The 26,363-nt window shown below is 72.1% G+C and carries 25 protein-coding genes and 1 pseudogene; 9 read left to right on the forward strand and 17 right to left on the reverse strand.

The genetic code is table 11. The features are described 5' to 3' along the window. Nucleotides 1-224: 224 nt before the first annotated feature. Nucleotides 225-818: a DNA modification methylase gene (locus EVS81_RS06725; protein WP_130109700.1), complete on the reverse strand. Its 594-nt coding sequence runs from the start codon at nt 816-818 to the stop codon at nt 225-227. Between the two features lie 169 nt (nt 819-987). On the opposite strand from EVS81_RS06725, the gene EVS81_RS06730 reads away from it, so the two are divergent. The 3 genes from EVS81_RS06730 to ispF all read left to right on the forward strand — a co-directional run bounded on the left by EVS81_RS06730 (nt 988) and on the right by ispF (nt 3,124). Then, nucleotides 988-1,473, forward strand: a complete 486-nt coding sequence (locus EVS81_RS06730; protein WP_087013543.1) for a CarD family transcriptional regulator — start codon at nt 988-990, stop codon at nt 1,471-1,473. 377 nt (nt 1,474-1,850) lie between these two features. Further along, entirely contained in the window at nt 1,851-2,642 is a 792-nt protein-coding gene (gene ispD / locus EVS81_RS15885) for a 2-C-methyl-D-erythritol 4-phosphate cytidylyltransferase (RefSeq protein ID WP_130109701.1), read from the forward strand. After that, nucleotides 2,639-3,124 (forward strand): 2-C-methyl-D-erythritol 2,4-cyclodiphosphate synthase, encoded by a 486-nt coding sequence (ispF, locus tag EVS81_RS15890; RefSeq protein ID WP_240740016.1) that lies wholly within the window; start codon nt 2,639-2,641, stop codon nt 3,122-3,124. Before ispD ends, ispF begins: the two co-directional genes overlap by 4 nt. Before the next feature lie 155 nt (nt 3,125-3,279). On the opposite strand, the gene purM is transcribed toward ispF, so the two are convergent. After that, complete coding sequence (gene purM, locus EVS81_RS06745) at nt 3,280-4,404, reverse strand: phosphoribosylformylglycinamidine cyclo-ligase (RefSeq protein WP_130109703.1); 1,125 nt, start codon at nt 4,402-4,404, stop codon at nt 3,280-3,282. 315 nt (nt 4,405-4,719) lie between these two features. Here purM and purF point away from each other — a divergent pair, with 315 nt between their 5' ends. Continuing rightward, a complete protein-coding gene (gene purF / locus EVS81_RS06750; RefSeq protein WP_130109704.1) occupies nt 4,720-6,186 on the forward strand; it encodes an amidophosphoribosyltransferase in 1,467 nt (488 codons plus the stop codon). A 293-nt stretch (nt 6,187-6,479) separates the two neighbouring features. Here purF and EVS81_RS16170 read toward each other — a convergent pair whose 3' ends face one another. The 4 genes from EVS81_RS16170 to EVS81_RS06770 all read right to left on the reverse strand — a co-directional run bounded on the left by EVS81_RS16170 (nt 6,480) and on the right by EVS81_RS06770 (nt 8,127). Further along, nucleotides 6,480-6,863, reverse strand: coding sequence for a twin-arginine translocase TatA/TatE family subunit (locus tag EVS81_RS16170; RefSeq protein WP_130109705.1), 384 nt, complete (start codon nt 6,861-6,863; stop codon nt 6,480-6,482). Nucleotides 6,864-6,895: 32 nt separating this feature from the next. After that, nucleotides 6,896-7,090, reverse strand: coding sequence for a twin-arginine translocase TatA/TatE family subunit (locus EVS81_RS06760; protein ID WP_130109706.1), 195 nt, complete (start codon nt 7,088-7,090; stop codon nt 6,896-6,898). Nucleotides 7,091-7,123: 33 nt separating this feature from the next. Next, entirely contained in the window at nt 7,124-7,576 is a 453-nt protein-coding gene (locus EVS81_RS06765; RefSeq protein ID WP_240740017.1) for a hypothetical protein, read from the reverse strand. Nucleotides 7,577-7,764: 188 nt separating this feature from the next. Further along, nucleotides 7,765-8,127: a sterol carrier family protein gene (locus EVS81_RS06770; RefSeq protein WP_130109707.1), complete on the reverse strand. Its 363-nt coding sequence runs from the start codon at nt 8,125-8,127 to the stop codon at nt 7,765-7,767. Between the two features lie 214 nt (nt 8,128-8,341). On the opposite strand from EVS81_RS06770, the gene purD reads away from it, so the two are divergent. Continuing rightward, nucleotides 8,342-9,595, forward strand: a complete 1,254-nt coding sequence (gene purD, locus EVS81_RS06775) for a phosphoribosylamine--glycine ligase (RefSeq protein WP_130109708.1) — start codon at nt 8,342-8,344, stop codon at nt 9,593-9,595. 21 nt (nt 9,596-9,616) lie between these two features. On the opposite strand, the gene EVS81_RS06780 is transcribed toward purD, so the two are convergent. Beyond that, nucleotides 9,617-10,570 (reverse strand): SRPBCC family protein, encoded by a 954-nt coding sequence (locus EVS81_RS06780; RefSeq protein WP_130109709.1) that lies wholly within the window; start codon nt 10,568-10,570, stop codon nt 9,617-9,619. A gap of 404 nt (nt 10,571-10,974) precedes the next feature. On the opposite strand from EVS81_RS06780, the gene EVS81_RS06785 reads away from it, so the two are divergent. The 3 genes from EVS81_RS06785 to purQ all read left to right on the forward strand — a co-directional run bounded on the left by EVS81_RS06785 (nt 10,975) and on the right by purQ (nt 13,115). Then, nucleotides 10,975-11,886 (forward strand): phosphoribosylaminoimidazolesuccinocarboxamide synthase, encoded by a 912-nt coding sequence (locus EVS81_RS06785; protein ID WP_130109710.1) that lies wholly within the window; start codon nt 10,975-10,977, stop codon nt 11,884-11,886. 237 nt (nt 11,887-12,123) lie between these two features. Continuing rightward, nucleotides 12,124-12,411 carry a phosphoribosylformylglycinamidine synthase subunit PurS gene (gene purS, locus EVS81_RS06790; protein WP_130109711.1) on the forward strand — a complete coding sequence of 96 codons (288 nt, stop codon included), beginning with the start codon at nt 12,124-12,126 and terminating at the stop codon, nt 12,409-12,411. Further along, the gene (gene purQ / locus EVS81_RS06795) at nt 12,411-13,115 is read left to right on the forward strand and encodes a phosphoribosylformylglycinamidine synthase subunit PurQ (protein ID WP_130109712.1); all 705 of its coding nucleotides are present in this window, start codon (nt 12,411-12,413) and stop codon (nt 13,113-13,115) included. The genes purS and purQ overlap by 1 nt, the downstream gene beginning before the upstream one ends. 184 nt (nt 13,116-13,299) lie before the next feature. Here purQ and EVS81_RS06800 read toward each other — a convergent pair whose 3' ends face one another. The 6 genes and pseudogenes from EVS81_RS06800 to hemE form a co-directional block, all read right to left on the reverse strand. Further along, complete coding sequence (locus EVS81_RS06800) at nt 13,300-14,646, reverse strand: glutamate-1-semialdehyde 2,1-aminomutase (protein ID WP_130109713.1); 1,347 nt, start codon at nt 14,644-14,646, stop codon at nt 13,300-13,302. Beyond that, nucleotides 14,643-15,617 (reverse strand): porphobilinogen synthase, encoded by a 975-nt coding sequence (gene hemB / locus EVS81_RS16075; RefSeq protein ID WP_420813279.1) that lies wholly within the window; start codon nt 15,615-15,617, stop codon nt 14,643-14,645. Before hemB ends, EVS81_RS06800 begins: the two co-directional genes overlap by 4 nt. A 273-nt stretch (nt 15,618-15,890) precedes the next feature. Further along, a pseudogene (locus EVS81_RS16080) lies at nt 15,891-16,619 on the reverse strand (uroporphyrinogen-III synthase); the annotation flags it as partial. Then, nucleotides 16,616-17,722, reverse strand: a complete 1,107-nt coding sequence (gene hemC / locus EVS81_RS06810; protein ID WP_130109715.1) for a hydroxymethylbilane synthase — start codon at nt 17,720-17,722, stop codon at nt 16,616-16,618. The gene hemC and the pseudogene EVS81_RS16080, both read right to left, overlap by 4 nt. Beyond that, a complete protein-coding gene (locus EVS81_RS06815) occupies nt 17,719-19,362 on the reverse strand; it encodes a protoporphyrinogen/coproporphyrinogen oxidase (RefSeq protein WP_130109716.1) in 1,644 nt (547 codons plus the stop codon). The genes hemC and EVS81_RS06815 overlap by 4 nt, the downstream gene beginning before the upstream one ends. Continuing rightward, complete coding sequence (hemE, locus tag EVS81_RS06820; RefSeq protein WP_130109717.1) at nt 19,352-20,470, reverse strand: uroporphyrinogen decarboxylase; 1,119 nt, start codon at nt 20,468-20,470, stop codon at nt 19,352-19,354. Before hemE ends, EVS81_RS06815 begins: the two co-directional genes overlap by 11 nt. A gap of 117 nt (nt 20,471-20,587) precedes the next feature. Between hemE and EVS81_RS06825 the strand changes: the two genes are divergently transcribed. Further along, on the forward strand, nt 20,588-21,877 hold the full coding sequence (locus tag EVS81_RS06825) for a glutamyl-tRNA reductase (RefSeq protein ID WP_130109718.1): 1,290 nt from the start codon (nt 20,588-20,590) through the stop codon (nt 21,875-21,877). Nucleotides 21,878-22,201: 324 nt separating this feature from the next. Here EVS81_RS06825 and EVS81_RS06835 read toward each other — a convergent pair whose 3' ends face one another. The 4 genes from EVS81_RS06835 to EVS81_RS06855 form a co-directional block, all read right to left on the reverse strand. Further along, nucleotides 22,202-22,960, reverse strand: coding sequence for an ATP-binding cassette domain-containing protein (locus EVS81_RS06835; protein ID WP_165384301.1), 759 nt, complete (start codon nt 22,958-22,960; stop codon nt 22,202-22,204). Between the two features lie 146 nt (nt 22,961-23,106). Continuing rightward, complete coding sequence (locus tag EVS81_RS06845) at nt 23,107-24,135, reverse strand: iron chelate uptake ABC transporter family permease subunit (protein ID WP_130111332.1); 1,029 nt, start codon at nt 24,133-24,135, stop codon at nt 23,107-23,109. Beyond that, entirely contained in the window at nt 24,135-25,310 is a 1,176-nt protein-coding gene (locus tag EVS81_RS06850; RefSeq protein WP_240740018.1) for an ABC transporter permease, read from the reverse strand. Before EVS81_RS06850 ends, EVS81_RS06845 begins: the two co-directional genes overlap by 1 nt. Beyond that, nucleotides 25,307-26,317, reverse strand: coding sequence for a siderophore ABC transporter substrate-binding protein (locus tag EVS81_RS06855; protein WP_130109719.1), 1,011 nt, complete (start codon nt 26,315-26,317; stop codon nt 25,307-25,309). The genes EVS81_RS06850 and EVS81_RS06855 overlap by 4 nt, the downstream gene beginning before the upstream one ends. Nucleotides 26,318-26,363 lie beyond the last annotated feature (46 nt).

A 26,363-nucleotide genomic window follows, 5' to 3' on the forward strand; every position in this document is an offset into this window, starting at 1 on the left:
GGAGGCTCGGCGGGAACCTGCGGAGGTTCGACGGGCACCTGCGGAGGTTCGACGGGCGAGACCACGCAGAGCGGAGAAACCCGCAGGGATCGCACTCCCATGGGCTTCGTCGAACGGCGGTGCGGATCCTCGACCGCGAGACCGGCCGGCCCCCGCCGGACGCACGAGGCCCCCGGGATCCTCTCTCGGGATCGCGGGGGCCTCGACGTGCTGGGGCAGACGGCTCAGTTGCCCGCTTCGTCGCTCTCGATGTCGTCGCCGATCTTCGACTGGGAGGCGGCCTCGTCGGCCTCGGCGAGCTCTTCGGCCGCCGGGGAATCGTCGGCCTGGCTGAACCCGGCGGGGAGCACGTACCTGCGGTACTCCTCGAGCGTGCCGTCGAGCACCGGCACCTCGTACTCGACCTCGGACGCGCCCGGCACCTGGAAGTAGGCCGAGATGGTGGCTCCGGGCTCGAGGCCGGGCAGCGAGACGAGCACCGGCGACTCGTCGCCGTCGGGATCGCCGAAGAGCGTGTTGCCGGTCGGCACCGTGAACTCTGCACGGTCCTGCTGGGATCCTTCGCCCATGAAGTTGATCGCCAGATCCTGGGTTTCGCCGGTCCTGTTGACCGCGCCGAAGACGACGTTGAAGCTGTCGCCGGTCTCGTCTGCGATGAGCAGGATGTTGCGCACGTCGACGCTCTCCACGGTGACGTCGACGCCGTCGCTCGGCGCGTAGGGCTTGAGCGTGCCCTGCGGCGCGATCAGGCTGCAACCGGTCGCGCCGAGCGCGAGAGCCGCCGCCAGCGCGACAGACGAAGCGATCCGAATCTTCAAGATGGTCCTCCGAGCCGTGGTTCGATCCCTGTCCACATGCGCCGCCGATGGCCGACACAGTCTGGAATCATCATACCCGGCGCGTCGGATCCCATGCAGCTTAGGCAAGCCTAACCCTGTGCGGAAGGAGTGTGGTATTCTAGTAGGTGGACTGAAAAGGAGCCACTCGATGCAATTTGAGGTCGGAGAGACCGTCGTCTACCCCCACCACGGCGCAGCCAAGATCATCGAGGTGAAGAAGCGCAAGCTCGGCGGAGAAGAGAAGCTCTTCTTGAAGCTGCAGGTCAACCAGGGCGATCTCACCATCGAGGTTCCCGCGGAGAACTGCGATCTCGTCGGCGTGCGCGATGTCATCGATCAGGAGGGTCTCGAGCGCGTGTTCGAGGTGCTGCGCGCCCCGTTCACCGAGGAGCCGACCAACTGGTCCCGCCGGTACAAGGCGAACCTCGAGAAGCTCGCCTCCGGTGATGTGATCAAGGTGTCCGAGGTGGTGCGCGACCTGTGGCGCCGCGACCAAGAGGTGCGCTCGCTGTCTGCCGGAGAGAAGCGGATGCTGGCGAAGGCCCGCCAGATCCTCGTCTCCGAGCTTGCCCTCGCCGAGAAGACCGATGAGGAGAAGGCCGGAGCGGTACTCGACGAGGTGCTCGCCTCCTGAGGCAACCCGTTGCCGACCCTCCTCCCGAGACGCCCCGCTTCCGAGCGGGGCGTTTCGTCGTTCCGGGCGGTTCCCCTCCGCTCCGGAGCCTCCGCGCCGTGGCGCCTGGGCGTTTGGGTGCACCGAAACCGATCCGATCGATTCACATCGCGTGAAGTATCAGCGCTGGAGGGCTCGGGTTCGAACAACCGGCGCAACTTCGGGCGCCTGGCGCAGCGCCGGCCCGTGGTCCGGAGCGCGCAGACGGCGCTGGACGTGACGATCCCGCGTTCTCTCCTACGCGCGTCAGGAGTTGTCAGCTCGCGACGGGTTTGGTGACAACTCCTGACGCGCGAGTGCTCCGTCTCAGGGTTCCACGGCGCGGGTACGCTGGGGCCATGACTCCGTCAGCACACGCGAACGAAACCGCGGGAACCACCCCTCACCAACTCGCCGCGCTGGGCGCCGTGCTCGTCGGCGCGGGTCGCGGCGTGCGCCTGGGAGCCGAGGAGCCGAAGGCGTTCTTCGAGCTCCACGGCCGCGCGCTCATCGAGTTCGGGATCGGGGTGATCACTTCGCTCCCCCACGCCGGGCACCTCGTCGTCGTCGTGCCGGAATCGCACGCGGCCCGCACGCTCGAGCTCGTCGAGCTGGTGCTGCCCCAGGGGTCGCTCTGGGAGGTCTCCGTGGTGCCAGGTGGGCGCCAGCGCCATGAGTCGGTGAGGTTCGGCCTCGACGCGCTGCCGGAGTCGATCGACACGGTGCTCGTGCACGACGCCGCGCGCCCCTTCGCCAGCGCGGCTCTCTTCGAGCGCGTGATCGCGGAGCTGCACCGCACGGGCGACTCCGTGATCCCCGCCCTGCCCGTCGCCGACACGCTCAAGCGCGTGGACGCCGACGGCGTGGTTCACGAGACGGTGGATCGCGCGCCCCTGGTCGCGGTGCAGACGCCCCAGGGCTTCCGACGCGAGACCCTCGCGGCCGCTCATGCCACCGCCGGGCTGCAATCGGGATCCGACTCCGCTTCCGGCCTCCCCACCGACGACGCCGAGGTAGTGCAACGAGCGGGCGGGCGGGTGCGCACGGTCGCCGGCGAGCTCCGCGCGCACAAGCTCACCACGACCGCCGACCTCCCGATCCTCGAGCACTTCCTCACCGCGAACGCGCTGGGCCTGGCGGAGGAATCGTGAGCGCGCGATCCTCCGATGTGCGGATCGGCACCGGCGTCGACGTGCACGCCTACGACGCGGGATCGCCGCTGCGCCTCGCGGGTCTCGACTGGCCGGGCGAACCGGGTCTCTCCGGGCACAGCGACGGCGACGCCGTGTGCCACGCCGTGGTCGACGCACTGCTCTCCGCAGCGGGTCTCGGAGACATCGGCGGACTGGTCGGAGTGGATGAGCCGCAGACCGCCGGCGTCGCGAGCACGGAGTTCGTGCGGATCGCCCTCTCCCGGCTGGACGAGCACGGCTGGCGGCCCGTCAACGTGTCGGTGCAGATCGTGGGCGAGCGGCCCCGCTTCGTGCGGCGACGCGAGGAGGCGCAGCGCACGATGTCGGAGCTCGTCGGCGCTCCCGTGAGCCTCGGCGCCACGACCAGCGACGGCCTCGGCTTCACGGGCCGCGGCGAGGGGCTCGCGGCGATCGCCACCGCCCTCATCGAACGCGGCTAGCGCTCACCCGCGCTCCGGGATTTCGACTCCGCGGCTTCGCCGCTCCGCTCATTCGGCAGGAGGATCCGCGGGCCCCGCGGATCGGCAGCAGGACGATCCGCGGGCCCGGCGGATCGGCGGCGGGAGGATCAGCGGCGCCTGCAGGATCGGAGCGGCTAGCCGGCGTAGGCGCCGACGAGCCGCACCGCGCCACCGTCGACGCCCTTGGCACCCTGTTCGAAGCCGTCGAACTCGCGCGCCGCGGTCGAGATGGTGCCCGCGACCCAGGTGTCGAGCCCCTCGGCGGTGAGCGCCGCCGCGACCTGCGGGGCACGATCCGCCGCGACCACCGCGAACATGCCGATGCCCAGGTTCCAGGCGCCCTCGAGCGACTCGAGCGTGTGCCCGCCCAGCTCGGCGAGGTGGCGGAACACCGGCAGCGGCGACCAGGTGCCGCGATCCAGCTCGACCCATGCCCCCTGCGGCAGAACCCGAGCGAGGTTAGCAGCGATCCCGCCGCCCGTGACGTGGCTGAGCACGTGGATCGCGCCGTCGAGCGCGGGATCCTCGAGCACGCGCAGCAGCGGCGCGGTGTACAGCGCCGTGGGCGTCAACAGCGCCTCGCCGTAGCTCGCCCCCAGTTCCTCGCTGCGGTCGCCGTAGCCGATGCCGCGCTCGGAGAGGATGTGGCGCACGAGCGAGAATCCGTTGGAGTGCAGACCGGACGCCGCCATCGCGAGCACCACGTCGCCGTCCTCGACGCGCGTCGGCCCGAGCATCTTGTCGGCCTCGACCACCCCCGTCGCGGCGCCCGCCACGTCGTACTCGTCGACGCCCAGCAGCCCCGGGTGCTCCGCCGTCTCGCCGCCGACCAGCGCCGTGCCGGTGGCCTCGCACGCCTCGGCGATCCCACGCACGATGTCGGCGATGCGCTGCGGCACCACCTTGCCGCAGGCGATGTAGTCGGTCATGAAGAGCGGCTTGGCCCCGACCACCACGATGTCGTCGACGACCATCGCCACGAGGTCCTGCCCGATGGTGTCGTGCTTGTCGATGGCCTGCGCGATCGCGACCTTCGTGCCCACGCCGTCGGTGGAGGACGCGAGCAGCGGGCGCCGGTAGCCGAGCAGCGCCGAGGCGTCGAACATGCCGGCGAAGCCGCCGACGCCCCCGAGCACCTCGGGGCCGTGGGTGCGCGACACCGCCGACTTCATCAGCTCGACGGCGAGATCGCCGGCTGCGGTATCGACTCCGGACTGTGCGTAGGCGGACGGGGCGCTCTGCGGGGCGGTTTCACTCACGCGCCCAGTTTACCCGGCCGGTTCGGGCGCTTCCCTCGCCCCCGACCGGGTCGGCGGCCGCTCACCGCGCCGACCGATGCCTCGCGTCGGCTGCCCGCACGCCTCGCTCCCCTCGCCAGAGGCGGAGAGCACGGCCGGTTCGGCGAGATCGGCCGCGAAATCAGCCGCGAACTCAGCCGCTCGAGGATGCCCTCGCTCCGCGAGACCCCCGGGGCGACCCGCCCGGGCAGATCCGCAGCCCAGCCGTGTGTGGGACACTAGTGATCGCGTCTGTTCGACGCCTCACCCCACCTCGCAGGGAGCAAGTACAACAGCATGTGCGGCATCGTCGGTATCGTCTCTTCCGAGCCGGTCAATCAGCAGGTCTACGACAGCCTCCTCCTCCTGCAGCACCGCGGTCAGGACTCGACGGGCATCGCCACCCTCGACGGCGACTTCTTCCACATGGTGAAGGCGAAGGGGCAGGTGCGCGAGGCCTACCGCACGCGCGACATGCGCAACCTCACGGGCAACGTCGGCCTCGGTCACGTGCGGTACGCGACGCGCGGCTCGGCCGCTGCCGAGCAGGAGGCGCAGCCCTTCTACGTGGGCGCCCCCTACGGCATCATCCTCGTGCACAACGGCAATCTGACCAACACACGAGAGCTCACCGCCGACCTCTACAACGTCGACCGCCGCCACCTGAACACCAACTCCGACACCGAACTGCTCCTCAACGTGCTCGCGAACGAACTGCAGGCGGGCATCAGCGGGCTCTCCCTCGACAAGGATCAGGTCTTCGGCGCGGTCTCGCGGCTGCACGAGCGCGTGGAAGGATCGTACGCTGCGATCGCCCTCATCGCGGGCTACGGTCTGCTCGCGTTTCGCGATCCGAACGGCATCCGCCCGCTGGTGCTCGGGCGACGACAGGACCCGCAGGGGCAGGACGAGTGGGTCGTCGCGTCGGAGTCGCTCGTGCTGGAGTCCGGCGGCTACGAGGTCGTTCGCGACGTCGAGCCGGGAGAGGCGATCCTCATCTCACCCGAGGGATGGATGTACTCGCAGCAGTGCGCGAAGAACCCCCGGCTGGTGCCCTGCGCATTCGAGTACATCTATCTCGCCCGCCCTGACTCCGTGCTCGACGGCATCTCGGTCTACGACGCGCGGCTGCGCCTCGGAGACGTGCTCGCCGAGGAGATCGCCGAGCAGCTGGCGGGCATCGACGTCGACGTCGACGTGGTGATGCCGATCCCGGATTCCGCGCGGCCCAGCGCGATGCAGGTCGCCCAGAAGCTCGGCATCGAGTACCGCGAGGGGTTCTTTAAGAACCGCTACGTGGGCCGCACCTTCATCATGCCGGGACAGGCCGTGCGCAAGAAGAGCGTGCGCCAGAAGCTCAATGCCATGAGCGTCGAGTTCAAGGGCAAGAACGTGCTCATCGTCGACGACTCGATCGTGCGCGGCACCACGTCTCGGGAGATCGTCGAGATGGCCCGAGCCGCGGGGGCCAAGTCGGTGATCTTCGCCTCGGCCGCTCCCCCGGTCGTCTTCCCTCACGTCTACGGCATCAACATGCCCTCGCGCAAGGAGCTCATCGCGCACGGCCGTTCGTCCGAGGAGATCGCGGCAGAACTGGGCGCAGACCACCTCATCTACATGAGCGTCGAGGGAATGAACCGCGCCATCATGGCCGGGCAGGATCACGTCACAGAGCTCGAGCAGAGCTGCTTCACCGGTGAGTACATCGCGGGCGACATCGATGCCGAGTACCTTGACTGGGTCGAGGAGACGCAGGAGAGCTGACCGCTCGCCGGGTGCTGGTCGGGGGCGATCGGCGCGGCGACGTGCTGCAGCAGGAAGCGGGTCCCCGGTTCAGCGGGAAGCGGGTCCCCGGTTCAGCGGGTCGCCGGTTCAGCGGGAAGCGGGTCCCCGAGGCGGCGGGAAGCGGGTCCCCGATTCGGCGATCGCGAGTCGGCGGCAGCATGACGCGTCGTATCGCACCGCGCGCTGCGCACCGCACCTTCCCGACGCAGATGCGCGAATCGCCCCGCCGCCGACGGGCAGCGGGGCGATTCGCGTGCGTTCGCGGAGCCGGTTCAGGCCCGCGGCTGGTTCGAGTCGTCCTCGCCTGAGCCGTCACGCGGTGCTGCGGGCGGCGACTGCGGCGTCGCGCCCGATGCCTCTTCGCGGGGCACCGCCGGCGGGGTCTGCCCTGCGGTCTCCTCCCGCGGCACCGCGGGCGGCGTCGACGGCGTCGATCCTGCGGTGCTCTCGCGCGGGGCGGCCGGCGGCGCCTGGGGAGCAGCCGCTCCGCCGTTCGCGGTCGCGGAATCCTCGGAATCGCTGCGCACCTCCTTCTTGAGGATGCGCATCGACTGCCCCAGGCTCTTCGCCAGCCCCGGCAGCTTCGGCGCACCGAACAAGAGCAGGACGATGAACAGGATGACCAGCAGAGTGGGGCCGGACAGGTTTCCGATCATGTAGGTGAGCTCCGATCGTCGGCGTCAGATCATTATGGCACGTCGGGCCGGTGACCGGACGGGGCGGGATCCTGCGCCTCGCCCGACCCGCCGCGCGCCTCCGTCTTGAGGATGCGCATCGACTGCCCGAGGCTCTTCGCCAGCGCCGGCAGCTTCGGCGCACCGAACAGCAGCAGCATTACGAAGAGGATGGCGAGCAAATGCCATCCACCGAGGTTTCCAAGCATGGGAGCGGCTCCGATCAGTGTGTGGTGTCGCGATTATCGCACGTCGGACTGGACCGCGATCCCCACCCCGCGCTGCCGCCGGGCGACGAGGCCGAGCACCAGAGCGACGACTCCGCCAATGCACAGCCCGATAGCGGCGCCCAGTACGGCGAAGAACCCGACAGCCTGCGCCATCGTGTACTCGGCACCCTCTTCGACCGGGAAGAGCAGGGAGGCGATGGCGGCCACGACAGCGCCGAGCACCGCGCCGCCGATGAGCAGTCGGCCGTAGCGCACCGAACGCTGCAGGGTCACTTCGCGCTCGGCCGCTTCGATGACGGGGCCGCGCTCGGCATCGGCTGGCACCGTGTCGGACGGGTCTGGAGCCGTCGGCGCGGCATCCGCAGGAACGGCATCCGCCGGCGCGACCGGCTCGGCAGCTTCGTGCGGGTTCGCAGGCCCCATCGACTCGGGGGCCGGGGTCTGCGCGGCCTCTTCGTTGTTCATGCTTCCATTGTCTCAGGGAACTCCTGGGGGATCGGCGAGCGCCAGCGGGCACGAGCGGTGCCGTCCGGGCGGTCGGCGGATCGGCTCAGCAGCGGCACCGGCTCAGCGGCGGTGCCGCGACTCAGCTGCGGCACCGGCTCAGCTGCGGCACCGGCTCAGCGGCGGTGCCGCGACTCAGGCCTGCAGCATCACCGCGCGCGGATGATCGGGAGCAGGCCATCGAGAGCGGCCCGGGATCCCGAGGCCACCACCCGCGCCTCGGCGAGCGCGGTCTGCCAGTCGACCCGCCCGGTCGCGAGTGCGAGCCACGTCTCGGGGTCGGTCTCGATCACGTTGGGCGGTGTCCCCCGGGTGTGCTTGGGGCCGGCGACGCACTGCGTGGCGCCGAACGGCGGCACCCGTACCTCGACGGAGTTGCCCGGCGCCAGTGCGGCGAGCTCTTCGAGCAGGTAGCGCACGGCGGTTGCGAGCACGGTGCGGCCGGTCTCACCGGCGAGCGCAGCAGACAGCGCTGCTTGCCCGTCGGCCTCCGAGATCCTGCGCTTCGCCATAACGCACTCACTCTACCGCCCGACCGCGATCCCTCTTCTCGGGAGCGGCCCCGCACGGGACGAGGATCTCACCGTTCCCGGAAGTCGAGCGGCTGGAGGCGCAGTCTAGCTCGGCAGCGACTGGCTGGGTCTGGCAGCGAGCGAAGCGAGCCGGATTGGCGCTGCGGAGCTAGACTGCGCCTCCAGCAGCGGGAGCCACCACTATCCTGGAACGGTGAAGATCCTCGTATTGGGGCCGGGTGCCCGCGAACACGCCATCGTCCTCGCCCTGCTCGCGGAGCAGGCGGATCACGAGATCGTCTGCGCGCCCGGCAACGCCGGAGTCGCCGCAAGCGGAGTCGAGACGCCCGAGCTGGCGTACACGGACCCGGAGGCCGTCGCCGCGTTCGTGCGCGAGCGAGGCTTCGATCTGGTGGTGGTGGGGCCCGAGGCGTCGCTGGTCGCCGGTGTTGCGGATCCGCTGCGCGCCGCGGGCGTCCCCGTCTTCGGGCCGGATCGGGCGGCCGCCCAGCTCGAGGGATCGAAGGCGTTCGCGAAGCGGGTGATGGACGACGCCGGGGTGCCGACCGGCCGCGCCGTGCGCGTCGCCTCGTTCGCCGAGGCGGGCCCGGTGCTCGACGAGTTCGGGGCGCCCTACGTCGTGAAGGCGGATGGCCTGGCTGCCGGCAAGGGCGTGCTAGTGACCGAGGATCGCGGCGCGGCGCTGGATCACGTGGCGACGTGGGCGCCGCACGGCGACGTGCTCATCGAGGAGTTCCTCGACGGCCAGGAGGTGTCGCTGTTCTTCTTCGCCGACGGCCACGACGTGCTGCCGCTGAGCCCGGCCCAGGACTACAAGCGCATCTTCGACGGCGACGCGGGCCCGAACACCGGCGGCATGGGCGCCTACTCACCGCTGCCGTGGGTGGCTGAGGACTTCGTGGAGGAGATCACCCGCACCGTCGCGCTGCCGACCGTGCGCCGGCTCGAGGCGGACGGCACCCCGTTCGTCGGGCTGCTCTACTGCGGCCTCATCGTCACGTCGAAGGGGGTCCGAGTCATCGAGTTCAACGCCCGTTTCGGGGATCCCGAGACGCAGGTGGTGCTGGCCCGCCTCGAATCGCCTCTGAGTCGCTATCTGCTCGCCTCGGCGAACGGGGCGCTCGCAGCTCAGCCGGTTCCGAAGTTCTCGGACGATCCGGCGGTGATCGTGGTCGTCGCGAGCGAGGGGTACCCGGGAGAGGTCGTCACGGGCCGCGAGGTCACCGGCCTCGATGCCGCGGCGGCCGTACCCGGTGTGCACGTGGTGCACGCGGCGACCGACCGGGACGAGCACGGCGGCTGGATCGCGACCGGCGGGCGCGTGCTCGGCGTCGTGGCGCGCGGAGCCGACTTCGCCGAGGCGAGATCGCGCGCCTACGATGCCGTCGAGAGCATCGGACTGGACGGCGGTCAGCACCGCACGGACATCGCGGCGCGCGTCGCCTGACGGGCGCCGCGGGCTTCCGCGCTACGCGCCGCGGATGAGCGTGTCGAAATCGGGCTCGTTCGACGCCTTGGACGCATCCGACGTCTCGGGATCCTTTGCCGCTTCGGGATCCTCTGCCGCTTCGGGATCCTGCAGGCGCTGCACCTCGACGGTGTCGTGATCCTCGGCCACCCACTCCGCGCCGACGCCCCTGAATGCGCCGGAGTCGGAGTCGGCCGGGAGCTGCGGATCCTCGGTCTCGACGACCGGCACCGAACCGGTGTCGATTTCGAGGCGATCACCCACCTGCGGTTCGGCGTCGACCTCGACGATCTCGACCTCCGAACCGTCTTCGTCGTCGACCTCGCCATCCACCGCCTCGGGAGCGACTTCGAGCTCACCGGCTGTGTCTGCACCGGGATCCTCGTCGCGCTGCGCTCCCGACTCCGGTGCATCCCCCGCCGGCTCGCGCGTCGCGGTATCGGCGGGGCCCTCTGCTACGGGGCCCTCCGCAGCCTCAGCCCCCTCGCCGTCGGCGATGGTCTCGGCGCGATGCTGATCGACCGCCGCGGCGAGCCCCGACAGCAGCTCCTGCCAGTCGCGCTGCGCGGCAGCCGCCCGGTCCGCCGGTGCTGCGAGCGCGTCGAATCCGGTCTCGGTGATCGTCACGCCCGTCTCGCCGCCCTGCGAGCGCAGCGTCATCAGCACTGCGGTTCCGCGCTCGGACCCGGATTCTCGCCAGGTGAACCCCAGCGCGTGCCCCTCGACCCACACGTCGACCGTGCCCTCGACGGCAGGCGCGCCGTCGGGCTGCCCCTCGGCGGATGCTCCGGAGTCCTCGCCCCCGCGCACCGCGATCCCACCTCCGACGCCGGTCTCCAACTGCAGCTGCGGCCACCACGCGGCCCGGCGCGCGGGCTCGGCGAGATACGACCACACATCTGGCCTGACGGCCTTGACTCGGCTCCGCGCTACTACCGGTCCCAGCGGGATCATGGTGCTCCTTCACTCAAGACGTCGACGCAGATGCGCCGTCATACCGGCGCTGCCCGGATGCTGGCCGCGCCCTTGCCAACGAGAGTAGCCGTCCCCTCCGACATCTCCCCGGGAACTCCGCAGAATGTCATCGATCCGTCATCGTTCCTCGCTCGGGAGCGCGCCGACGCCCGCGCCCCCGCCCGCCCCCACGCCCACGCCGACGCCCCGCCCGCCCTCGCCCACGCCCACACCCACCCCACGCCCACGCCGAGCAAGTGGGAGTCGCGTTCTGCCGCTACCCAACGGTTGATGCGGCAGAACGCGACTCCCACTTGCCTCGCCTCGGTGTCTGAACGCCTCACCGGCCGACCGCGCCCCATCCATCGCGCGCAGGATGGGAGGCAGGATGGGAGAATGGTCGGGTGACGCAACTCTCCTCGCCCCCGCAGCTCGACGGCTGGACACACGTGTACTCCGGCAAGGTGCGCGACCTCTACGTGCCCGCCGACGGATCCGACGCCCACCTGCTCGTGGTCGCGAGCAACCGCGTGAGCGCGTTCGACCACGTGCTCGAGCCGCCGATCCCCGGCAAGGGTGCCCTGCTCACGACGCTGTCGAACTGGTGGTTCTCGCGCATCGACGTGCCCAACCACCTCGCGGGCGAGGGATCCGGCGCGCCCGCCGTTCCCGCAGAGGTCGCCGACCGCGCCATGCTGACGCGGCGGCTCGAGATGTACCCCATCGAGTGCGTGGTGCGGGGCGCCCTCACGGGGTCCGGATTCGCCGAGTACCAGCGCACGGGCGCGGTCTGCGGCATCGAGCTGCCAGCCGGACTCGAAGACGGCGATCTGCTCGAGACCCCGATCTACACCCCTGCGTACAAGGCGCCGCTCGGGGAGCACGACGAGAACATCACCTACGAGCGCAGCGCCGAGCTGGTCGGCGAGGAGGTCGCCGCCGCACTGCGCGACGCCTCGCTGCGCATCTTCACCGCGGCGCGGGATCTCGCTGCAGAACGGGGTGTGGTGCTCGCCGACACCAAGTTCGAGTTCGGGCGGGATCCCCGCGCCGAGGCCGGCGATGCCGCGGGCGCACTGGTGCTCGCCGACGAGGTGCTCACGAGCGATTCCTCGCGGTACTGGGACGCATCGGCCTACTTCGACGCCGCACTGCCGCGGGCGGATCGCCTGGCGTCGTTCGACAAGCAGATCGTGCGCGACTGGCTCGCCGCCAACTGGGACAAGCAGGGCGAGCCGCCCGCGCTACCCGACGAGATCGTCGCGCAGACCTACGCCCGCTACGCCGAGCTGCACGCCCGCCTCACCGGCGAGTAGCACCCCTCCCCGGAAACCACATGGCACCCGGGGCCGGGTGTCCCGGAGCGGCCGGGTCGGCCTTTCATACGGGAGCGAGGTGACGGGATCCCGGTCCCGAGCGCATCAGGGTTGGCGGAGCGGAGCGACGACGCGGCGGGGTCCCCTGCCAAGCACGGGGACGGGATCCCTTCACCTCGCGTGCTCGCCTCTGTGCGAGAATTGACTGAGCTTCACCTCGAGAAACGGAGACCCCGGGTGCCCACGATTGTTGTTGATGTCATGCCCAAGGCCGAGCTGCTCGACCCCCAGGGCAAGGCGACCACGGGGGCGCTGGATCGCCTGGGCCACGGCAAGTTCGAGAACGTGCGCATCGGCAAGCGCTTCGAGTTCACGGTGAACGGCGAGGTCACCGACGCGGTGCTCGACGAGGTGCGCCGGGTCGCCGACGAGATCCTGTCGAACTCCGTCATCGAGGACGTCGTCTCGATCGCGGTCGACGGTGTCGCGGTCGACGGCGCCGCAGCCGACGTCGAGGCCCGCTGATGACCACCCGCATCGGCGTCGTCACCTTCCCCGGCTCGCTCGACGACCGCGACGCGCAGCGCGCGATCCGCATCGCCGGCGCCGAGCCGGTGGCGCTCTGGCACGCCGACCACGATCTGCAGGGCGTCGACGCGATCGTGCTGCCCGGCGGATTCAGCTACGGCGACTACCTCCGGCCGGGCGCCATCGCGGCGATCTCGCCCATCATGACCGAGGTGATCGAGGCCGCGAACAAGGGTCTCCCGGTGCTCGGCATCTGCAACGGCTTCCAGGTGCTGGTCGAGTCGCACCTGCTGCCGGGCGGGCTGATCCGCAACGCGCACCAGCAGTTCATCCGCCGCGACCAGCGGCTCGTGGTCGAGAACGCCGACACGGCGTGGACCACCGAGTTCGCGCAGGGCGAGGAGATCGTGATCCCGCTCAAGAACGGCGACGGCGGGTACATCGCCAACGCCGAGACGCTCAAGCGCCTCGAGGGCGAGGGGCTCATCGCCTTCCGCTATGCGGAGGTGAACCCCAACGGCTCGCTCGACGACATCGCCGGCCTCACCAACGAGCGGGGCAACGTCGTCGGGCTCATGCCGCACCCCGAGCACGCCGTCGAGCCGGGATTCGGTCCAGACATGGCTGAGGCGATGCGCTCCGGCGTCGATGGGCTGCGGTTCTTCACAAGCGCCGTGAACGCGCTCACCGCCCGGGTCTGACCCGCGGCGAATGCACCGGAGGGGCGGCGGATCGCAGGATCCGCCGCCCCTCCGGCGGGTTTCGCGGCCCTCACCGCCGCGGATCAGGCACCGTCGCTACGACACCCGCCGCCGCCCGCGTCGCCGCGGATCAGGCCGGCCCAGCGCATCAGGCCACCCCAGCGCATCAGGCCGCCCCAGCGCATCACGCCGCGGCCGCCGCCCGAGCCGCGGCCGGAAGCGCCCCGGCGATCCGTTCGAGCGCTGCGTCATCGTGCGCGGCCGTCACGAACCACGCCTCGAACGCGCTCGGCGGCAGGTTGACGCCCTGCTCGAGCATCGCGTGGAAGAACGCGCGATGGCGCTCCACCTCCTGCCGCTGCACCGCCGCGTAGTCGAGCGGCGGCTCGGCGAACTCCCCGAAGAGCACGCTGAACAGGCTGCCGGCGCGCTGCACGCGGAACGGCACCCCGGCCGCCTCGAACGCGGTGGTCACCTCTCCGATGATCGCGTCGGCGGCGTTGCCCAGCGCGCGGTAGGCGGCGACGTCTGCGTGGCGCAGCGTCGTGAGCCCCGCGGTCACCGCGAGCGGATTCCCCGAGAGCGTGCCCGCCTGGTAGACGGGACCGAGCGGCGCCAGCAGCTCCATGAGCTCGGTGCGGCCGCCCAGCGCGGCGAGCGGAAGCCCCCCGCCCACCACCTTGCCGAAGGTGAAGAGGTCGGGCGCCGCACCGGACGGCACCCGGGCCTGCTCGATCCCCCAATACCCCGAGGGGCCGGCCCGGAAGCCCGTGAGCACCTCGTCGAGGATCACGAGCGCCCCGTGCCGGTGGGCGATCTCGATCATCGCCGCGGTGAAGCCCGGCTCGGGCGGCAACACGCCCATGTTCGCCGCGGCGGCCTCGGCAATCACCGCGGCGATCCGGTCGCCGTGCTCGGCGAAGGCGGCGGCGAGCGCCGTGGGATCGTTGTAGGGCAGCACGAGCGTCTGGCCGGCAGTTTCGGCGGTGACACCGGCCGATCCCGGCATGGCGAGCGTCGCGAGGCCGGACCCCGCTTCGGCCAGCAGCCCGTCGGAGTGCCCGTGGTAGTGCCCCGCGAACTTCACGACGAGCGGCCGGCCGGTGGCGCCGCGGGCGAGCCGGATCGCGGTCATGGTGGCCTCGGTACCGGTCGAGACGAGCCGCAGCCGCTCCACCTCGGGCACCCGCGCGATGATCTCCTCGGCGAGCTCGGCCTCCTCGGGGACCGACGCCCCGAAGCCGAGCCCGCGCCCGGCGGCCTCCTGCACCGCATCGACGACGGCCGGGTGCGCGTGCCCGAGCAGCGCCGGCCCCCACGAGGCGACGAGGTCGACGTACTCGGTGCCGTCGGCATCGGTGACATAGGCCCCCCGCCCGGAGACGAGGAATCGCGGGGTGCCGCCGACAGAGCCGTAGGCGCGCACGGGCGAGTTGACCCCGCCGGGGATCACCCGCGCGGCACGCTCGGCGAGCTCCGCGCTGCGCGCGGTGCCCGAGGCGGCGGGCCGCTCGTTCGACGCGGCGCTCATCGGATCCACCCCGCGAGCTCGACGGCGAAGTAGCTCAGCACGGCATCGGCCCCCGCCCGCTTGATGCTCACCACGGACTCCTCGATCGCGCGGCGCCGGTCGATCCAGCCGTTGGCGGCCGCGGCCTCGATCATGGCGGCCTCGCCCGAGACCTGGTAGGCCCAGACCGGCACGGGGCTCGTCGCCGCGACGTCGGCGAGCACGTCGAGATAGCTCATGGCGGGCTTCACCATGACGATGTCGGCACCCTCGGCGACGTCGAGCTCGGCCTCGCGCAGGCCCTCCCGCCGATTGGCGGGATCCTGCTGGTAGCTGCGACGGTCACCCGTCAGCTGCGAGTCGACCGCCTCGCGGAAGGGCCCGTAGAAGGCCGAGGCGTACTTCGCCGAGTAGCCGAGGACCGCCGTGTCCTGGTGCCCGGCCTCGTCGAGCGCCTCGCGCACCGCTGCGACCTGCCCGTCCATCATGCCGGACAGGCCGAGCAGCGCGGATCCCGCGTCGGCCTGCGCGACCGCCATCGCGCGGTAGCGGTCGAGGGTCGCGTCATTGGCGACCGCGCCGCGCGCGTCGAGCACCCCGCAGTGGCCGTGATCGGTGAACTCGTCGAGGCAGAGGTCGGTCTGCACGACGAGCGCATCCCCGGCTTCGGAGACGACGGCGCGAGTGGCGAGGTTGAGGATCCCCTCCGGGTCGTCGGCGGCGCTGCCGTGCGCGTCGCGCACCGCGGGCACGCCGAACAGCATGATGCCGCCCACTCCGGCCTCCGCGGCATCCGCGGCGGCGCGGCGCAACGAGTCGAGGGTGTGCTGGAGCACGCCGGGCATCGAGCCGATGGCCCGGGGCTCGGAGATCCCCTCGCGCACGAATGCGGGCAGGATCAGCTCGGCCGGGTGCACCCGGGTCTCGGCGACGAGTCGGCGCATGGCCGGGGTCGTGCGCAGGCGGCGCGGTCGGACGGTGGGGGGCATCATGCTGCGGGTCCTCCTGGGGGGTGCGGGGTCGATGGCGGGTGCGGCGTCGGGTGCGGCCTTGGTGGCGGCTTCGGGTGCGGCTTCGGTGCCGGGAGTGCCGGCGGTGGCCGACGTGCGGGCGCCGGAACGGGGCGCGATGCGGGGCGTGCTCCGGGATCCCTCCCGGGCGGAGCCCCGGGATCCGGGATCCGCGATGTGCTCCGCGAGCGCGTCGAGCAGCCCGTCGACGGTGTGCCGTGCGGCGACGACGTCGGCCCGCAGGCCGTGGTCCGCGAGCGCCCGGGCCGTGGGTGCGCCGATGGCGGCCAGCATCGCGCCGCCGGGGAGCCCGTTGCCGCCGGCCGGGCCGAAGCGCCGAGCGAGCTCGGCGGCGCCGGATCCGCTGAGCACGAGGATCGCATCGACTCCGCCCGCGGCGATCCGCGCCTCCTGCGCCGCGTCGCGCGGTGCCGGCACGGTGCGGTAGGCGGCGATGCGCTCGGGAGCGTGCCCCGCGCGGAGGAGCGCCTCTTCGAGCTCGGTCGATGCGATCTCTGAGAGGGGCAGCAGCAGGCGCTGCGAGCGGGGAGCCCGGTCGCCGATCACGTCGATCAGGGCGGCAGCGATCCCGACCGCCGAGAAGTCGTGCTCCGGCTGCAGCGCCACCGCGAAGCCGCGCTCGCGCAGCGCCTCGGCGGTGGCCGGCCCCACGGCCGCGACCCGTGCCGCCCCTGCTGCTGCCGCCGGGCGAGCGCCCGCGTCGGCGACGGCGTGCGCCCCGTTGGCGCTCGTCACGACGAGCCAGTCGTATTGCCCGCGATTCCACCGCTCCACGGCGGCGGTGAGCGGGCCTGGGTCCTGCGGCGCGGCGGTCTCGGTGAGCGCCGCCACGACGGGTTCGCCGCCGCGCTCGCGGACGGCCTGCGCCCACCGCTCGCCCGCTGCGCCGCCGCGCGGCACGAGGATGCGCCGGCCGGAGAGGCCGAGCGCATCGGCGCGCTCTGCCGACGCGCCGGAGATCATCCGGTCCTCTCGGACGGCGCGGCCCCGGGTCGTCGCCCACCGGAGTCCGTCGCCCCTGCACCGGATTCGCCGAGCGGGGCGAGCGGGGCGAGCGGGGCGATCGTCGCAGCGCCCATCTCGAGGAGCCGCACGGCGACGGCTCGGCCCAGGCGCTCCGACGTCCGCGCGCGATCGGGGTCGTCGGCCGCCCAGGGCATCGCCTCCTCGGCCGCGAGCCGATGCGTACCGTCGAGGCTCGCGACCTCGGCACGCAGCGAGAGCCGAGCGTCGCCCGCGGCACCCCCGGCGCCCTCGACACGAGCGGTCGCGCCGATGGGGGCGGCGCATCCCGCCTCGAGCGTGGCGAGCACCGCCCGCTCGGCGAGCGCACCGGCACGGGCCTGCGGGTCGTCGAGCGCGGCGAGCGCCTCCGCGTACGGTGCGCGCGCTGCGTCGTCGGCGCGCACCTCGATCGCAAGGGCTCCCTGCCCCGGCGCGGCGGGGACCTCGTCGAGCGGGAAGCGCTCGGTGATGACGCCGGAGCGGCCGAGGCGATCGAGCCCGGCGCAGGCGAGAATCACCGCGTCGAGATCCGCGCCCACGCGTGCCAACCGCGTGTCGACGTTGCCGCGCAGGTCGTGCACCTCGAGATCGGGCCGGCGGGCGAGCAGCTGCGCGACGCGGCGGGGCGATCCGGTGCCGACACGGGCGCCCTCCGGCAGCGTCGCGAGCGTGAGCCCGTCGCGCGCGCACAGCGCGTCGCGGGCGTCGGCCCGCTCGGGCACGGCGCCCAGCACGATCCCCGGGCACGGCCCCGTGGGGAGGTCTTTGAGCGAGTGGACGGCGAGGTCGCACTCCCCCGCGAGCAGAGCATCGCGCAGCGCGCTCACGAAGACGCCCGTGCCGCCGAGCTGCGACAGCGGGGCACGCGAGGTGTCGCCCTGCGTCGTCACGATGACGAGCACCGCTTCGAGCCCCGAAGCGGCGGCCACGCGCTCGGCGACGGTGGTGCTCTGCGCGACCGCGAGGGCGCTGCCCCGGGTGCCGATGCGGATCACGCCGGGATCGGCTGCCACGGGCGCATCGGATCGACGCACCCGCGCGGCGTGTCGGTGCTCGTTCATCTCTCCTGGACTCCTTCGCGGTGCGGCTCGGTGGGGTGCGGCTCGGTGCGGCTCGATGCGCTGCGGTGCGATGCGGTGCGGCTCGCCGCGACGGCAGCCGATCGACCGGACACCGGATCCGAGCGCGTCGGTTCCATGATCCTCCTCGCGGCTGCGCGAGCGCCGGGCACGACCGAGGCGAGCCCGGTACCGCTCACCCAGTCCCCCGCGCAGGCGATGCCGCGCGGTTCGGGCATCGGCGCCGCGGCGACGGTCGAGGATCCCGCGATCCACGCCCGTCGGCGCACGGCGCGAACCGCCCCCGGTTCGAGCTCGACGCCGAGGATGCGCGAGGCATCCCGGAGGGCGAGGCGGGTCGTCTCCTCGTCGTTCAGGCCGTCGGTCGCCGGGGCGCTGCCGACGCGGCCGTACGAGAGGCGGAGGATGTGGCGGCCGGCGCCGAGAGCCGCCGCGCGGGCGGGCCACTTCGCGGTGACGTGCGTGAGCGCCTTCGCGGCGATGCGCGACCCGGCGTCCTCGGCGACCAGCGCGCCCGTGCCGCGCGGGGCACGATTCAGGCGCGGATCCTCCACGAGCAGGGCGACGACCTCGACACGCCCCTCGGGCGCGGACGGGGGCGCGTCGAGCAGGCGTCGGGCGACGCTCTCGGGGACGGCGAGGATCACGGCGTCGACGTCGAGAGCGGTGGCTTCGGCGGCGCCCGCGGGCCCGGTCTCGGGCCCGGTCTCGGGCCCGGTCAGCACCGTCCAACCCCCGCCGGCGTCGCGGCTGCGCAGGGCGCTCACCGCGGTTTCGGCGCGCACCGCCACTCCCAGGCGGTCGAGCTCGGCGACGAGCGCCGCGACGAGAGCCCCCATCCCCGCACGGAGCCCCGCCACGGCGCCCCCGGCAGCGGTGCGGCTGTCGCGCAGCTCGCGAGCGGCGGCCACGAGCGATCCGCGGCGATCGAACGCGTCCGCGAGGCCGGGCACCGCCGAGATCGACAGCTCGGCCGGGTCGCTGGAGTGCACGCCGAGCACCACCGGTCGCACGAGGCGCTCGAGCACGCGCGCTCCGAGGCGGGCTCGCACGAGTTCGGCGAGGGATCCCCCGCGGCCCGCACTGCGCGGCAGCGCCGGCTCGAGCGCGGCGCGCAGCGCCCCGACGAGGCCGAGCACCCGCACCGCATCTCGCGAGAGGGGCGCCGCCGGGATCCCGATGGTCCCCGCCGCCGGCAGCGGCACGGCGCGCGCAGCGGACACGACCCACGAGCCGAGCGGCGCCGGGTTCACGATCTCGGCGCCCAGGCCGAGTTCGGCGAGCAGATCGGCGACGCCGCCGCCCCGGGTGGCGAAGGCCTCGGCTCCGATGTCGATGGTCGCGTCGGCGACGGTCTCGCTGCGCACGCGGCCGCCGAGACGGTCATCCGCCTCGAACAGCAGCACGTGCGCACCTGCGAGCGCGAGCTCCCGCGCCGCGACGAGCCCCGAGATCCCTCCGCCGACGACCGCGACCGTGCGCGCGCCAGCCGGGTCGGCCGATCCGGTGCCGCTCGGGGCCGAGCCGCGGGACCCGGCATCGGAGGGATCCGCGCCGACGGATCCCTCGCCATCGCGATTCCCGTCATCGGCGCCTGCAGCCGCGACTCGGTCAGCGGGCATGCGCAAGTTCGACGATGCGGGTGAGCACGGCGGGATCGGTCTCGGGCGGCACGCCGTGGCCCAGGTTCAGGATGTGCGCGGGTGCCCGCGAGCCGCGCCGCAGCACCTCGTCGAGATGCGCCTCGAGCTGCGCCGCGGGAGCGCCGAGGAAGGCGGGGTCGAGATTGCCCTGCAGGGGCAGGGCGTCGCCGAGCCGGCGGCTGGCGTCGTCGAGCGGGGTGCGCCAGTCGACGCCGAGCGCGCTGACGCCCACCTCGGCGAGCTCCTCGAGCAGGTGCCCGGAGCCGACCGCGAAGTGGATCATGGGGACGGTCTCCTGCTGCACGGCGTAGCCGTCGCGCAGCGGATGCCGGTAGGCGATCCCACGCACCGCGTCGAGGGTGCGGCGGGAGGCGGGCGCGACGTGCTCCCGGTAGTCCGCGGCGCTCAGCGAGCCCGCCCAGGAGTCGAACAGCTGCACCGCACTCGCCCCGGCCTCGACCTGCGCCTCGAGGAACGCCCCGCTGAGCTCGGCGGCCCAGTCGAGCAGCTCGCGCCAGGCAGCGGGGTCGGCGTGCATGAGCGTGCGAGCGCGCAGATGGTCCCGGGACGGCCCGCCCTCCACGAGATAGGCGGCGAGCGTGAACGGGGCGCCGGCGAAGCCGATGAGCGGCGTGCCGCCGAGCTGCGCGACCGTCAGGCGCACCGCCTCGCGCACGGGTTCGAGCGCCTCGCGGAGCCGATCCGCAGTGAACTCGGCCCGGCACCGCGCCACGTCGGCCGCGCTGCGCACGGGCTGAGCGAAGACGGGGCCGCGCCCCGCGACCAGATCGACGTCGACCCCGGCCAGCATCAGCGGCACCACGATGTCGCTGAAGAAGACCGCGGCGTCCACCCCGTGGCGCCGCACCGGCTGCAGCGTGATCTCGCTCGCGAGGTCGGGATTCACGCAGGCGTCGAGCATACGATGATCGGCGCGGATACTGCGGTATTCGGGCAGCGAGCGGCCCGCCTGGCGCATGAACCAGACGGGCACGCGCTCGGGCCGATCGCCGCGGAGGGCGCGGATCAGGGTGGCGTCGCTCGTGCGGCCGTCGACGAGGGGGTGCGAAGCTGGGAGGAAGTTCATCGTTCGAGATGCTAGCTTATAGATCTGATGTGAAACATCTGATCTGCTCAGCTCGGGGTGAGACTCCGGGCCTCGATCCACGAATACCCCCGGTCACGACACTTCTCGAGAATCTTCATGCTGCTTTGCCTCTCCGTCGATCATCGGAACGCCGATCTCGACCTGCTCGAACGCATCGAGCGCCGCACTGAATCGGTGACGACGGCGCTGAGCGATACCGGGATCGCCCGCGGCGCCGTCGTGCTGGCGACCTGCAACCGGTTCGAGGCCTACCTCGACGCCCCCGGCCTCGCTCCCGAGGAAGCGTTGGACGGGCTGGCGCGCGCGGCCGATCTCGCCCCCTCCGAGCTCGCGAACGCCTGCGCCGTGCACCGTGGGGACGCGGTGGCGGAGCACCTCTTCGCCGTCTCGAGCGGCCTCGAGTCGGCTTCAGTCGGCGAGGGCGAGATCTCCGGGCAGGTGCGTCGCGCCATCGACGCGGCCCGCGCCTCGGGCCGGTCGAGCACGGAGCTCGAGCGCCTCTTCCAGCACGCCGTCGTCGTCTCGAAGCAGGTGAAGCACCGCACCGGTCTGCAGACCCAGGGCCGCTCGCTCGTGCAGCTCGCCCTCGCGATGGTCGACAGCCGCGTCGGCGACTGGCGGGCGGCGCGCATCCTCCTCATCGGAACCGGCGCATACGCCGGCGCAAGCCTCGCCGCGCTGCGCTCCCGCGGGGCCCAGCTCGTCAGCGTCTACTCGCCGTCGGGCCGCGCCGCGGGCTTCGCGGACTCGCACGGCATTCGCGCGGTCGCACCCGAGACCTTGGACGCCGAGCTGCGCAGCACCGACCTCGTGGTGGCGTGCAGCAGCGTGAACGAACCGCTGCTCACCCGCGGCCGATTCGACGAGACCGTCACCGAGGGCAGCGCGCCGTTCTGCGCGCGCTTCGGCCGTCTCGAGACGCCGGAGCCGCCACGCGCGAGACCGCGTCTGCTCATCGACATGGGCCTGCCGCGCAACATCTCGCCCGACGTCGCCGGCGTCGCAGGTGTGGAACTGCTCGACCTGGAGACGATCGCGCTGCACGCGCCGATCCCCGAGCTCGGCGCCGAGCTCGAGGCGCGCGACATCGTGCGCACCGCCGCAGCGGAGTTCGCCGCGGTGCGGGCCGAGCGCGACGCCGTACCCGCGCTGCGCGAGCTGCGTGCGTTCGTCGACGAGATCCTCGAGGAGGAAGTCGCGCGGCGGCGCGGCCGAGCCGCGGACGGCGAACGCGCCGGCGAGGTGGAGGCGGCCCTGCGGCACCTGGCGGGGCGGCTGCTGCACCGCCCGACCGTACGGCTGCGCGAGCTCGGGCGCGGGGGTCGCGCCGCCGACGGGATCGCGGCAGTCTCGGCGCTGTTCGGGGACGCGCCCGTCGGCTCATAGCCGGGTCCCGGCCCGCCCGGCACGCCCGGCACGCCCGCCCCGACCCGCCTCCGTCCCGATGCACGCGCGTCAGTAGTTGCTGTCTCGCGTCGGGTTTGGTGACAACTACTGGCGCGCGTGCATCGGGCAGAACGGGCGCTGGACGGAGGCGGACGGCGGACGGAAGACGGCAGACGGCCAATGGCGGACGGCAGACGGCGGACGGAAGACGGCAGACGGCCAACGGCAGACGGCCAACGGCAGACGGAAGACGGCAGACGGCCAACGGCAGACGGCCAACGGCAGACGGCAGACGGCGCGACCGTGCGGAAGGAGCCGAAGCGTCTAGTGCCGGTAGTAGACCGCCACCCGCCGCCCGTCGCACTCGATCACGTCGACGGGCGTCTCGAAGACGCGCTCGAGAACCTCGGAGGTGATGATCTCCTCCGGCGTGCCCGACGCGACGACGCGCCCCTCCGAGAGCGCAACGATGCGGTCGGCGTACGCGGCCGCGAAGTTGACGTCGTGGATCACCAGCACCACCGTCTTTCCCAGCCCGTCAGCGGCAGCACGCACCTGCCCCATCATGCCGACCGCGTGCCGCATGTCGAGCCCCGTGAGCGGTTCGTCGAGCAGCACGTAGTCGGTGTCCTGCGCGAGCACCATCGCGACGAAGGCGCGCTGCCGCTGACCGCCCGAGAGCTCGTCGATGAACCGATCCTCCATCCCTGCGAGGTCGAGAAACGCGATCGCCGCGTGGATCGCCCGCTCGTCGGTCTCGGTAAGCCGGCCCGCCGAGTGCGGGAAGCGGCCGAACGCGACGAGCTGCCGCACGGTCAGCCGCGCCATGAAGTGGTTCTCCTGCTTGAGGATCGAGACCACCCGGGCGAGCTCCTTCGACTTCGCCGTGCGCACGTCGAGCCCGCCGACCGTCACGCGGCCGCTGTCGGCCTCGAGCAGGCGGCCGATGATCGTGAGCATCGTCGACTTGCCGGCGCCGTTGGGGCCGATGAGCGCCGTGACGCCGCCGCGCTCGATCGTGAGATCGACCGGGCCGAGCACGTGCCGACCCACGTAGGCTTTCTCGACGCCGCTCAGCGCGATGCCCGACGCATCGGGGCCGTGCCCGACCACGGGGCCGGCCCCGGCCACCGGGCCGGGCCCGGCACCCGCACCTGCGGCGGCACGGGCACCGGCGCCCGCGTCGGCCGGAGCGCCGACCTCCGCTTCGATATCCACGCGCGATTCGCTCACCGCATCCCCTTCCTCAGCAGGACGATCAAGAACAGCAGGCCGCCCGCGAACTCGATGATCACGGTCACGAGCCCCGCTGCGCTGAATATGTGGCGCAGCACGAACGTGGCCCCCAGCAGGGTGACGAGGCCGATGCCGATCGCGAGCGGAATGATCTCCGCGTGCGAGTCGCCCCTGGCGAATTGATAGGCGAGCGTCGCCACCAGAAACCCGTAGAAGGTCATCGGCCCGACCATCGTCGCCGACACCGACACCAGCACCGCGACGAGCACGAGCACGGTCACGACCTCGCGACGATAGTGCACCCCGAGCCCGATCGCCACGTCCCGGCCGAGCGCGACCACGTCGTAGGTGCGGCGGCGATTCCAGGTGAAGACGAGGATCGCAAGCACGACCGCCGCAGCGATGGGCAGATAGTCGGGGTTGCCCTTGCCGATGCTGCCGAAGAGCCTCGCGCTCAGCACATCGAACTCGCTCGGCGTGAGCATGCGCTGCATGAACGTGGAGACCGAGCCGAAGCCGATCCCGAGCACCACCCCGACGAGCAGCAGCAGGTGCAGATTGGCGCGCTTGCCCGAGAACAGCCAGCCGTAGAGCAGCGTCGCGAAGAGCACCATCAGCACGCTCTGCGCGATGATCTTGGGGATCCCCTCCATGCTCGCCGCGGCCGTGCCGAACACGAACACCAGCGCGGTCTGGATGAGCACGTAGAGCGCGTCGAAGCCCAGGATGGAGGGGGTGAGGATCCGGTTGGAGGTGGCCGTGTGGAAGAGCACGGTGGCGAGCGCCTGGCTCACGGCGACGAACGCAATGGTGCCGAGCGCGGTGAGGCGCGACTGCACGATGATCCAGAACCCGGGGCTGCCCGCCGGCGCGGGATTGTCGTAGACGAGGATCGCGACGGCGAAGATCGCCGCCGCCGCGTAGACCGCGATGAACGGCAGCGCTTCGCGCCAGCGCGGACCGCGGGGAGCGCGCTCGATCGGCGGCGCGCCGGTGCTCGCGAGCTTCACGATGCTCTCCATCACACGGCCCTCCGCTGCCTCAGCAGCAGCGTGATGAAGACCACGGCGCCGACGAGGCCGAGCACCATGGAGACCGGGATCTCGAAGGGCATGATGATGGTGCGCCCCACGAGGTCGCAGGCGACCACGAGCGCGATGCCGCCGAGGCAGACCCAGGGCAGGTTGCTGCGCACGTTGTCGCCCCGGATCATCGAGACCATGTTCGGCACCACGAGACCGAGCAGGGGGAGGAATCCGACCACCACGGTGGTCACGCCGGCGGCAACCGCGACGAGCGCCGTGCCGCCGATGAGGATCGCCTCGTAGCGCACGCCGACGCTCGTCGCGACGTCCTTGCCGAGGCCGGCGACCGTGATGCGATCCGCCATCAGAAACACGAGCAGGGTGACGACGGCCACCACCCACAGCACCTCGTAGCGTCCGCGGACCACCGCGGTGAAGCTGCCCATGAACCAGGTCCCGAGCATCTGCAGCAGGTTGAACTGGGCGGCAAGGAAGGTGGTGAACGAACTGACGATCGCACCGAGCATGATGCCGATCAGCGGCACGACGAGCGTCGTGCGGATCACGATCCGGCGCAGGATGAGCATGAAGAGCATCGCCCCGACGAATGCGAAACAGCTCGCGATCACCATCTTGCCGAAGAGACCCGTATCGGGCAGCAGCAGCGCGGTGAGCAGCAGGCCCAGCGCGGCCCATTCGGTAGTACCCGACGTCGTAGCGTCGACGAACCGGTTCTGCGTGAGCATCTGCATCACGAGACCGCTCGTGGCCATCGCAGCGCCAGCGAGCACGAGTGCCAGCGTGCGCGGCACCCGGGTGATCCAGAACATCTCCGAGCCGAAGTCGCTCCCGGCGATGTCGTAGACGCCGATGGCGAGCGAGGCCACCAGCAACCCGAGGACCACGAGGATCGCGATGGCGAGCGCCCACGGCCGACGCTTCGGCGGGGCGATCTCGGGGGCGACCGGACGCGTGCCGCCGACGGCGACGATGCCGCGCGCGGCGTGCACCCCTTGCGGGGCCGAGCCGGATCCGCGTACGACCGGGCTGCCGGGACGCCCCGGGCCCCCCGCGCGGCGCGCATCGCGCGCACGCCCGTCGGGGCGTCCGCTCTCACGAGCGGACGCCCCGACGTCGCTACCCCGCGGGGTCGCAGCGGGTTCCCGACTCATGCGGCCGAGAACGCCTCCTCGAGCTGTCCGAACAGCTCGGTGTAGGCCTGGATGCCCTCGGTGAGGTAGAAGTTCGGGTCGAGGATCACGATGCGGTCCTGCTGCACCGCGGTGACGTTCTGCAGCGCCTCGGAGTTCGTGAGCAGCTCATCGGCCGGTTCCGAGCCGGCCTCGCGGTCCTCGGGTGCGAAGGCCGCGTCGCGGTCGAGCGCCACGATCCAGTCGGGATTGGAATCCGCGATGGCCTCGACGTTGATGTCGTCGCCCTGGTGGTCGTCCGTCGCGCCCTCGACCTCGAGCGCGGGCTGCCAGCCGAGCGCCGGGAACACCGGTCCGAGACCGCGGCCCACCACGGGCGCGAGGTAGCCGATCTGACCGGCCGAGGTGTTGACCGCCATCACGGTGTCGGTGCCGTTGTAGGCCTCCTTCGCGCCGGCGATCGCCGCGTCGAGGCCGTCGTTCAGCGCCGCGGCGTCGTCTTCGCGGTCGAAGATCTGGCCGAGGATCTCGGTCTGACGCTTGAGCTCCTCGAACTGGTCCTCGCCCTCGCGCGGCGCGATCTCGATGACGGCCGCCTGAGGGTTCTGCTCCTTGATCTGGTCGTAGTAGTCGCCGAAGCGGTAGCCGCCGATGATCAGGTCCGGCTGCTCGGCCACGATCACCTCGAGGTTCGGCTCGCGGTGATTGCCCACGTCGGCGACGTCCTCGTTGTCGGTGTAGCCGGGCCAGGCCGATCCCATGACGCCCTTGGGCACGGCGGCGAGCTCGACGCCCCACTCCTCCAGGGTGTCGAACGACGTGTTGTCGAGCGCGACGACCGTCGCGGGATCGACCGGCACCTCGACCTCGCCGTGGTTGTCGGTGATGACGATCGTGCCCGCGGCTTCACTCGCCCCGCTCGCGTCGGCGGAATCCTCCGGGGCGCTCGACGAGCAGGCCGAGAGCAGGAGTGCGGCGCTGAGCGTCAGCGCCGCGACGGAGGCGGTTCGGATGAGGCGGTTGGACACGGGTATCTCCTCGATGTGAATGATTCACGGCACACGGCGCGCCGGC

The sequence above is a fragment of the Leucobacter triazinivorans genome (assembly GCF_004208635.1).
GTDB classification, from domain to species: Bacteria; Actinomycetota; Actinomycetes; order Actinomycetales; family Microbacteriaceae; genus Leucobacter; species Leucobacter triazinivorans.

Coding starts and splice junctions, on each gene's coding strand:
- EVS81_RS06730 (WP_087013543.1), top strand. CDS start 988: ATGCAATTTGAGGTCGGAGAGACCGTCGTCTACCCCCACCACGGCGCA.
- ispD (WP_130109701.1), top strand. CDS start 1,851: ATGACTCCGTCAGCACACGCGAACGAAACCGCGGGAACCACCCCTCAC.
- purF (WP_130109704.1), top strand. CDS start 4,720: ATGTGCGGCATCGTCGGTATCGTCTCTTCCGAGCCGGTCAATCAGCAG.
- EVS81_RS16170 (WP_130109705.1), bottom strand. CDS start 6,863: ATGATCGGAAACCTGTCCGGCCCCACTCTGCTGGTCATCCTGTTCATC.
- EVS81_RS06760 (WP_130109706.1), bottom strand. CDS start 7,090: ATGCTTGGAAACCTCGGTGGATGGCATTTGCTCGCCATCCTCTTCGTA.
- EVS81_RS06765 (WP_240740017.1), bottom strand. CDS start 7,576: ATGAACAACGAAGAGGCCGCGCAGACCCCGGCCCCCGAGTCGATGGGG.
- EVS81_RS06770 (WP_130109707.1), bottom strand. CDS start 8,127: ATGGCGAAGCGCAGGATCTCGGAGGCCGACGGGCAAGCAGCGCTGTCT.
- EVS81_RS06780 (WP_130109709.1), bottom strand. CDS start 10,570: ATGATCCCGCTGGGACCGGTAGTAGCGCGGAGCCGAGTCAAGGCCGTC.
- purQ (WP_130109712.1), top strand. CDS start 12,411: ATGACCACCCGCATCGGCGTCGTCACCTTCCCCGGCTCGCTCGACGAC.
- EVS81_RS06800 (WP_130109713.1), bottom strand. CDS start 14,646: ATGAGCGCCGCGTCGAACGAGCGGCCCGCCGCCTCGGGCACCGCGCGC.
- hemB (WP_420813279.1), bottom strand. CDS start 15,617: ATGATGCCCCCCACCGTCCGACCGCGCCGCCTGCGCACGACCCCGGCC.
- hemC (WP_130109715.1), bottom strand. CDS start 17,722: ATGAACGAGCACCGACACGCCGCGCGGGTGCGTCGATCCGATGCGCCC.
- EVS81_RS06815 (WP_130109716.1), bottom strand. CDS start 19,362: ATGCCCGCTGACCGAGTCGCGGCTGCAGGCGCCGATGACGGGAATCGC.
- hemE (WP_130109717.1), bottom strand. CDS start 20,470: ATGAACTTCCTCCCAGCTTCGCACCCCCTCGTCGACGGCCGCACGAGC.
- EVS81_RS06825 (WP_130109718.1), top strand. CDS start 20,588: ATGCTGCTTTGCCTCTCCGTCGATCATCGGAACGCCGATCTCGACCTG.
- EVS81_RS06845 (WP_130111332.1), bottom strand. CDS start 24,135: ATGGAGAGCATCGTGAAGCTCGCGAGCACCGGCGCGCCGCCGATCGAG.
- EVS81_RS06850 (WP_240740018.1), bottom strand. CDS start 25,310: ATGAGTCGGGAACCCGCTGCGACCCCGCGGGGTAGCGACGTCGGGGCG.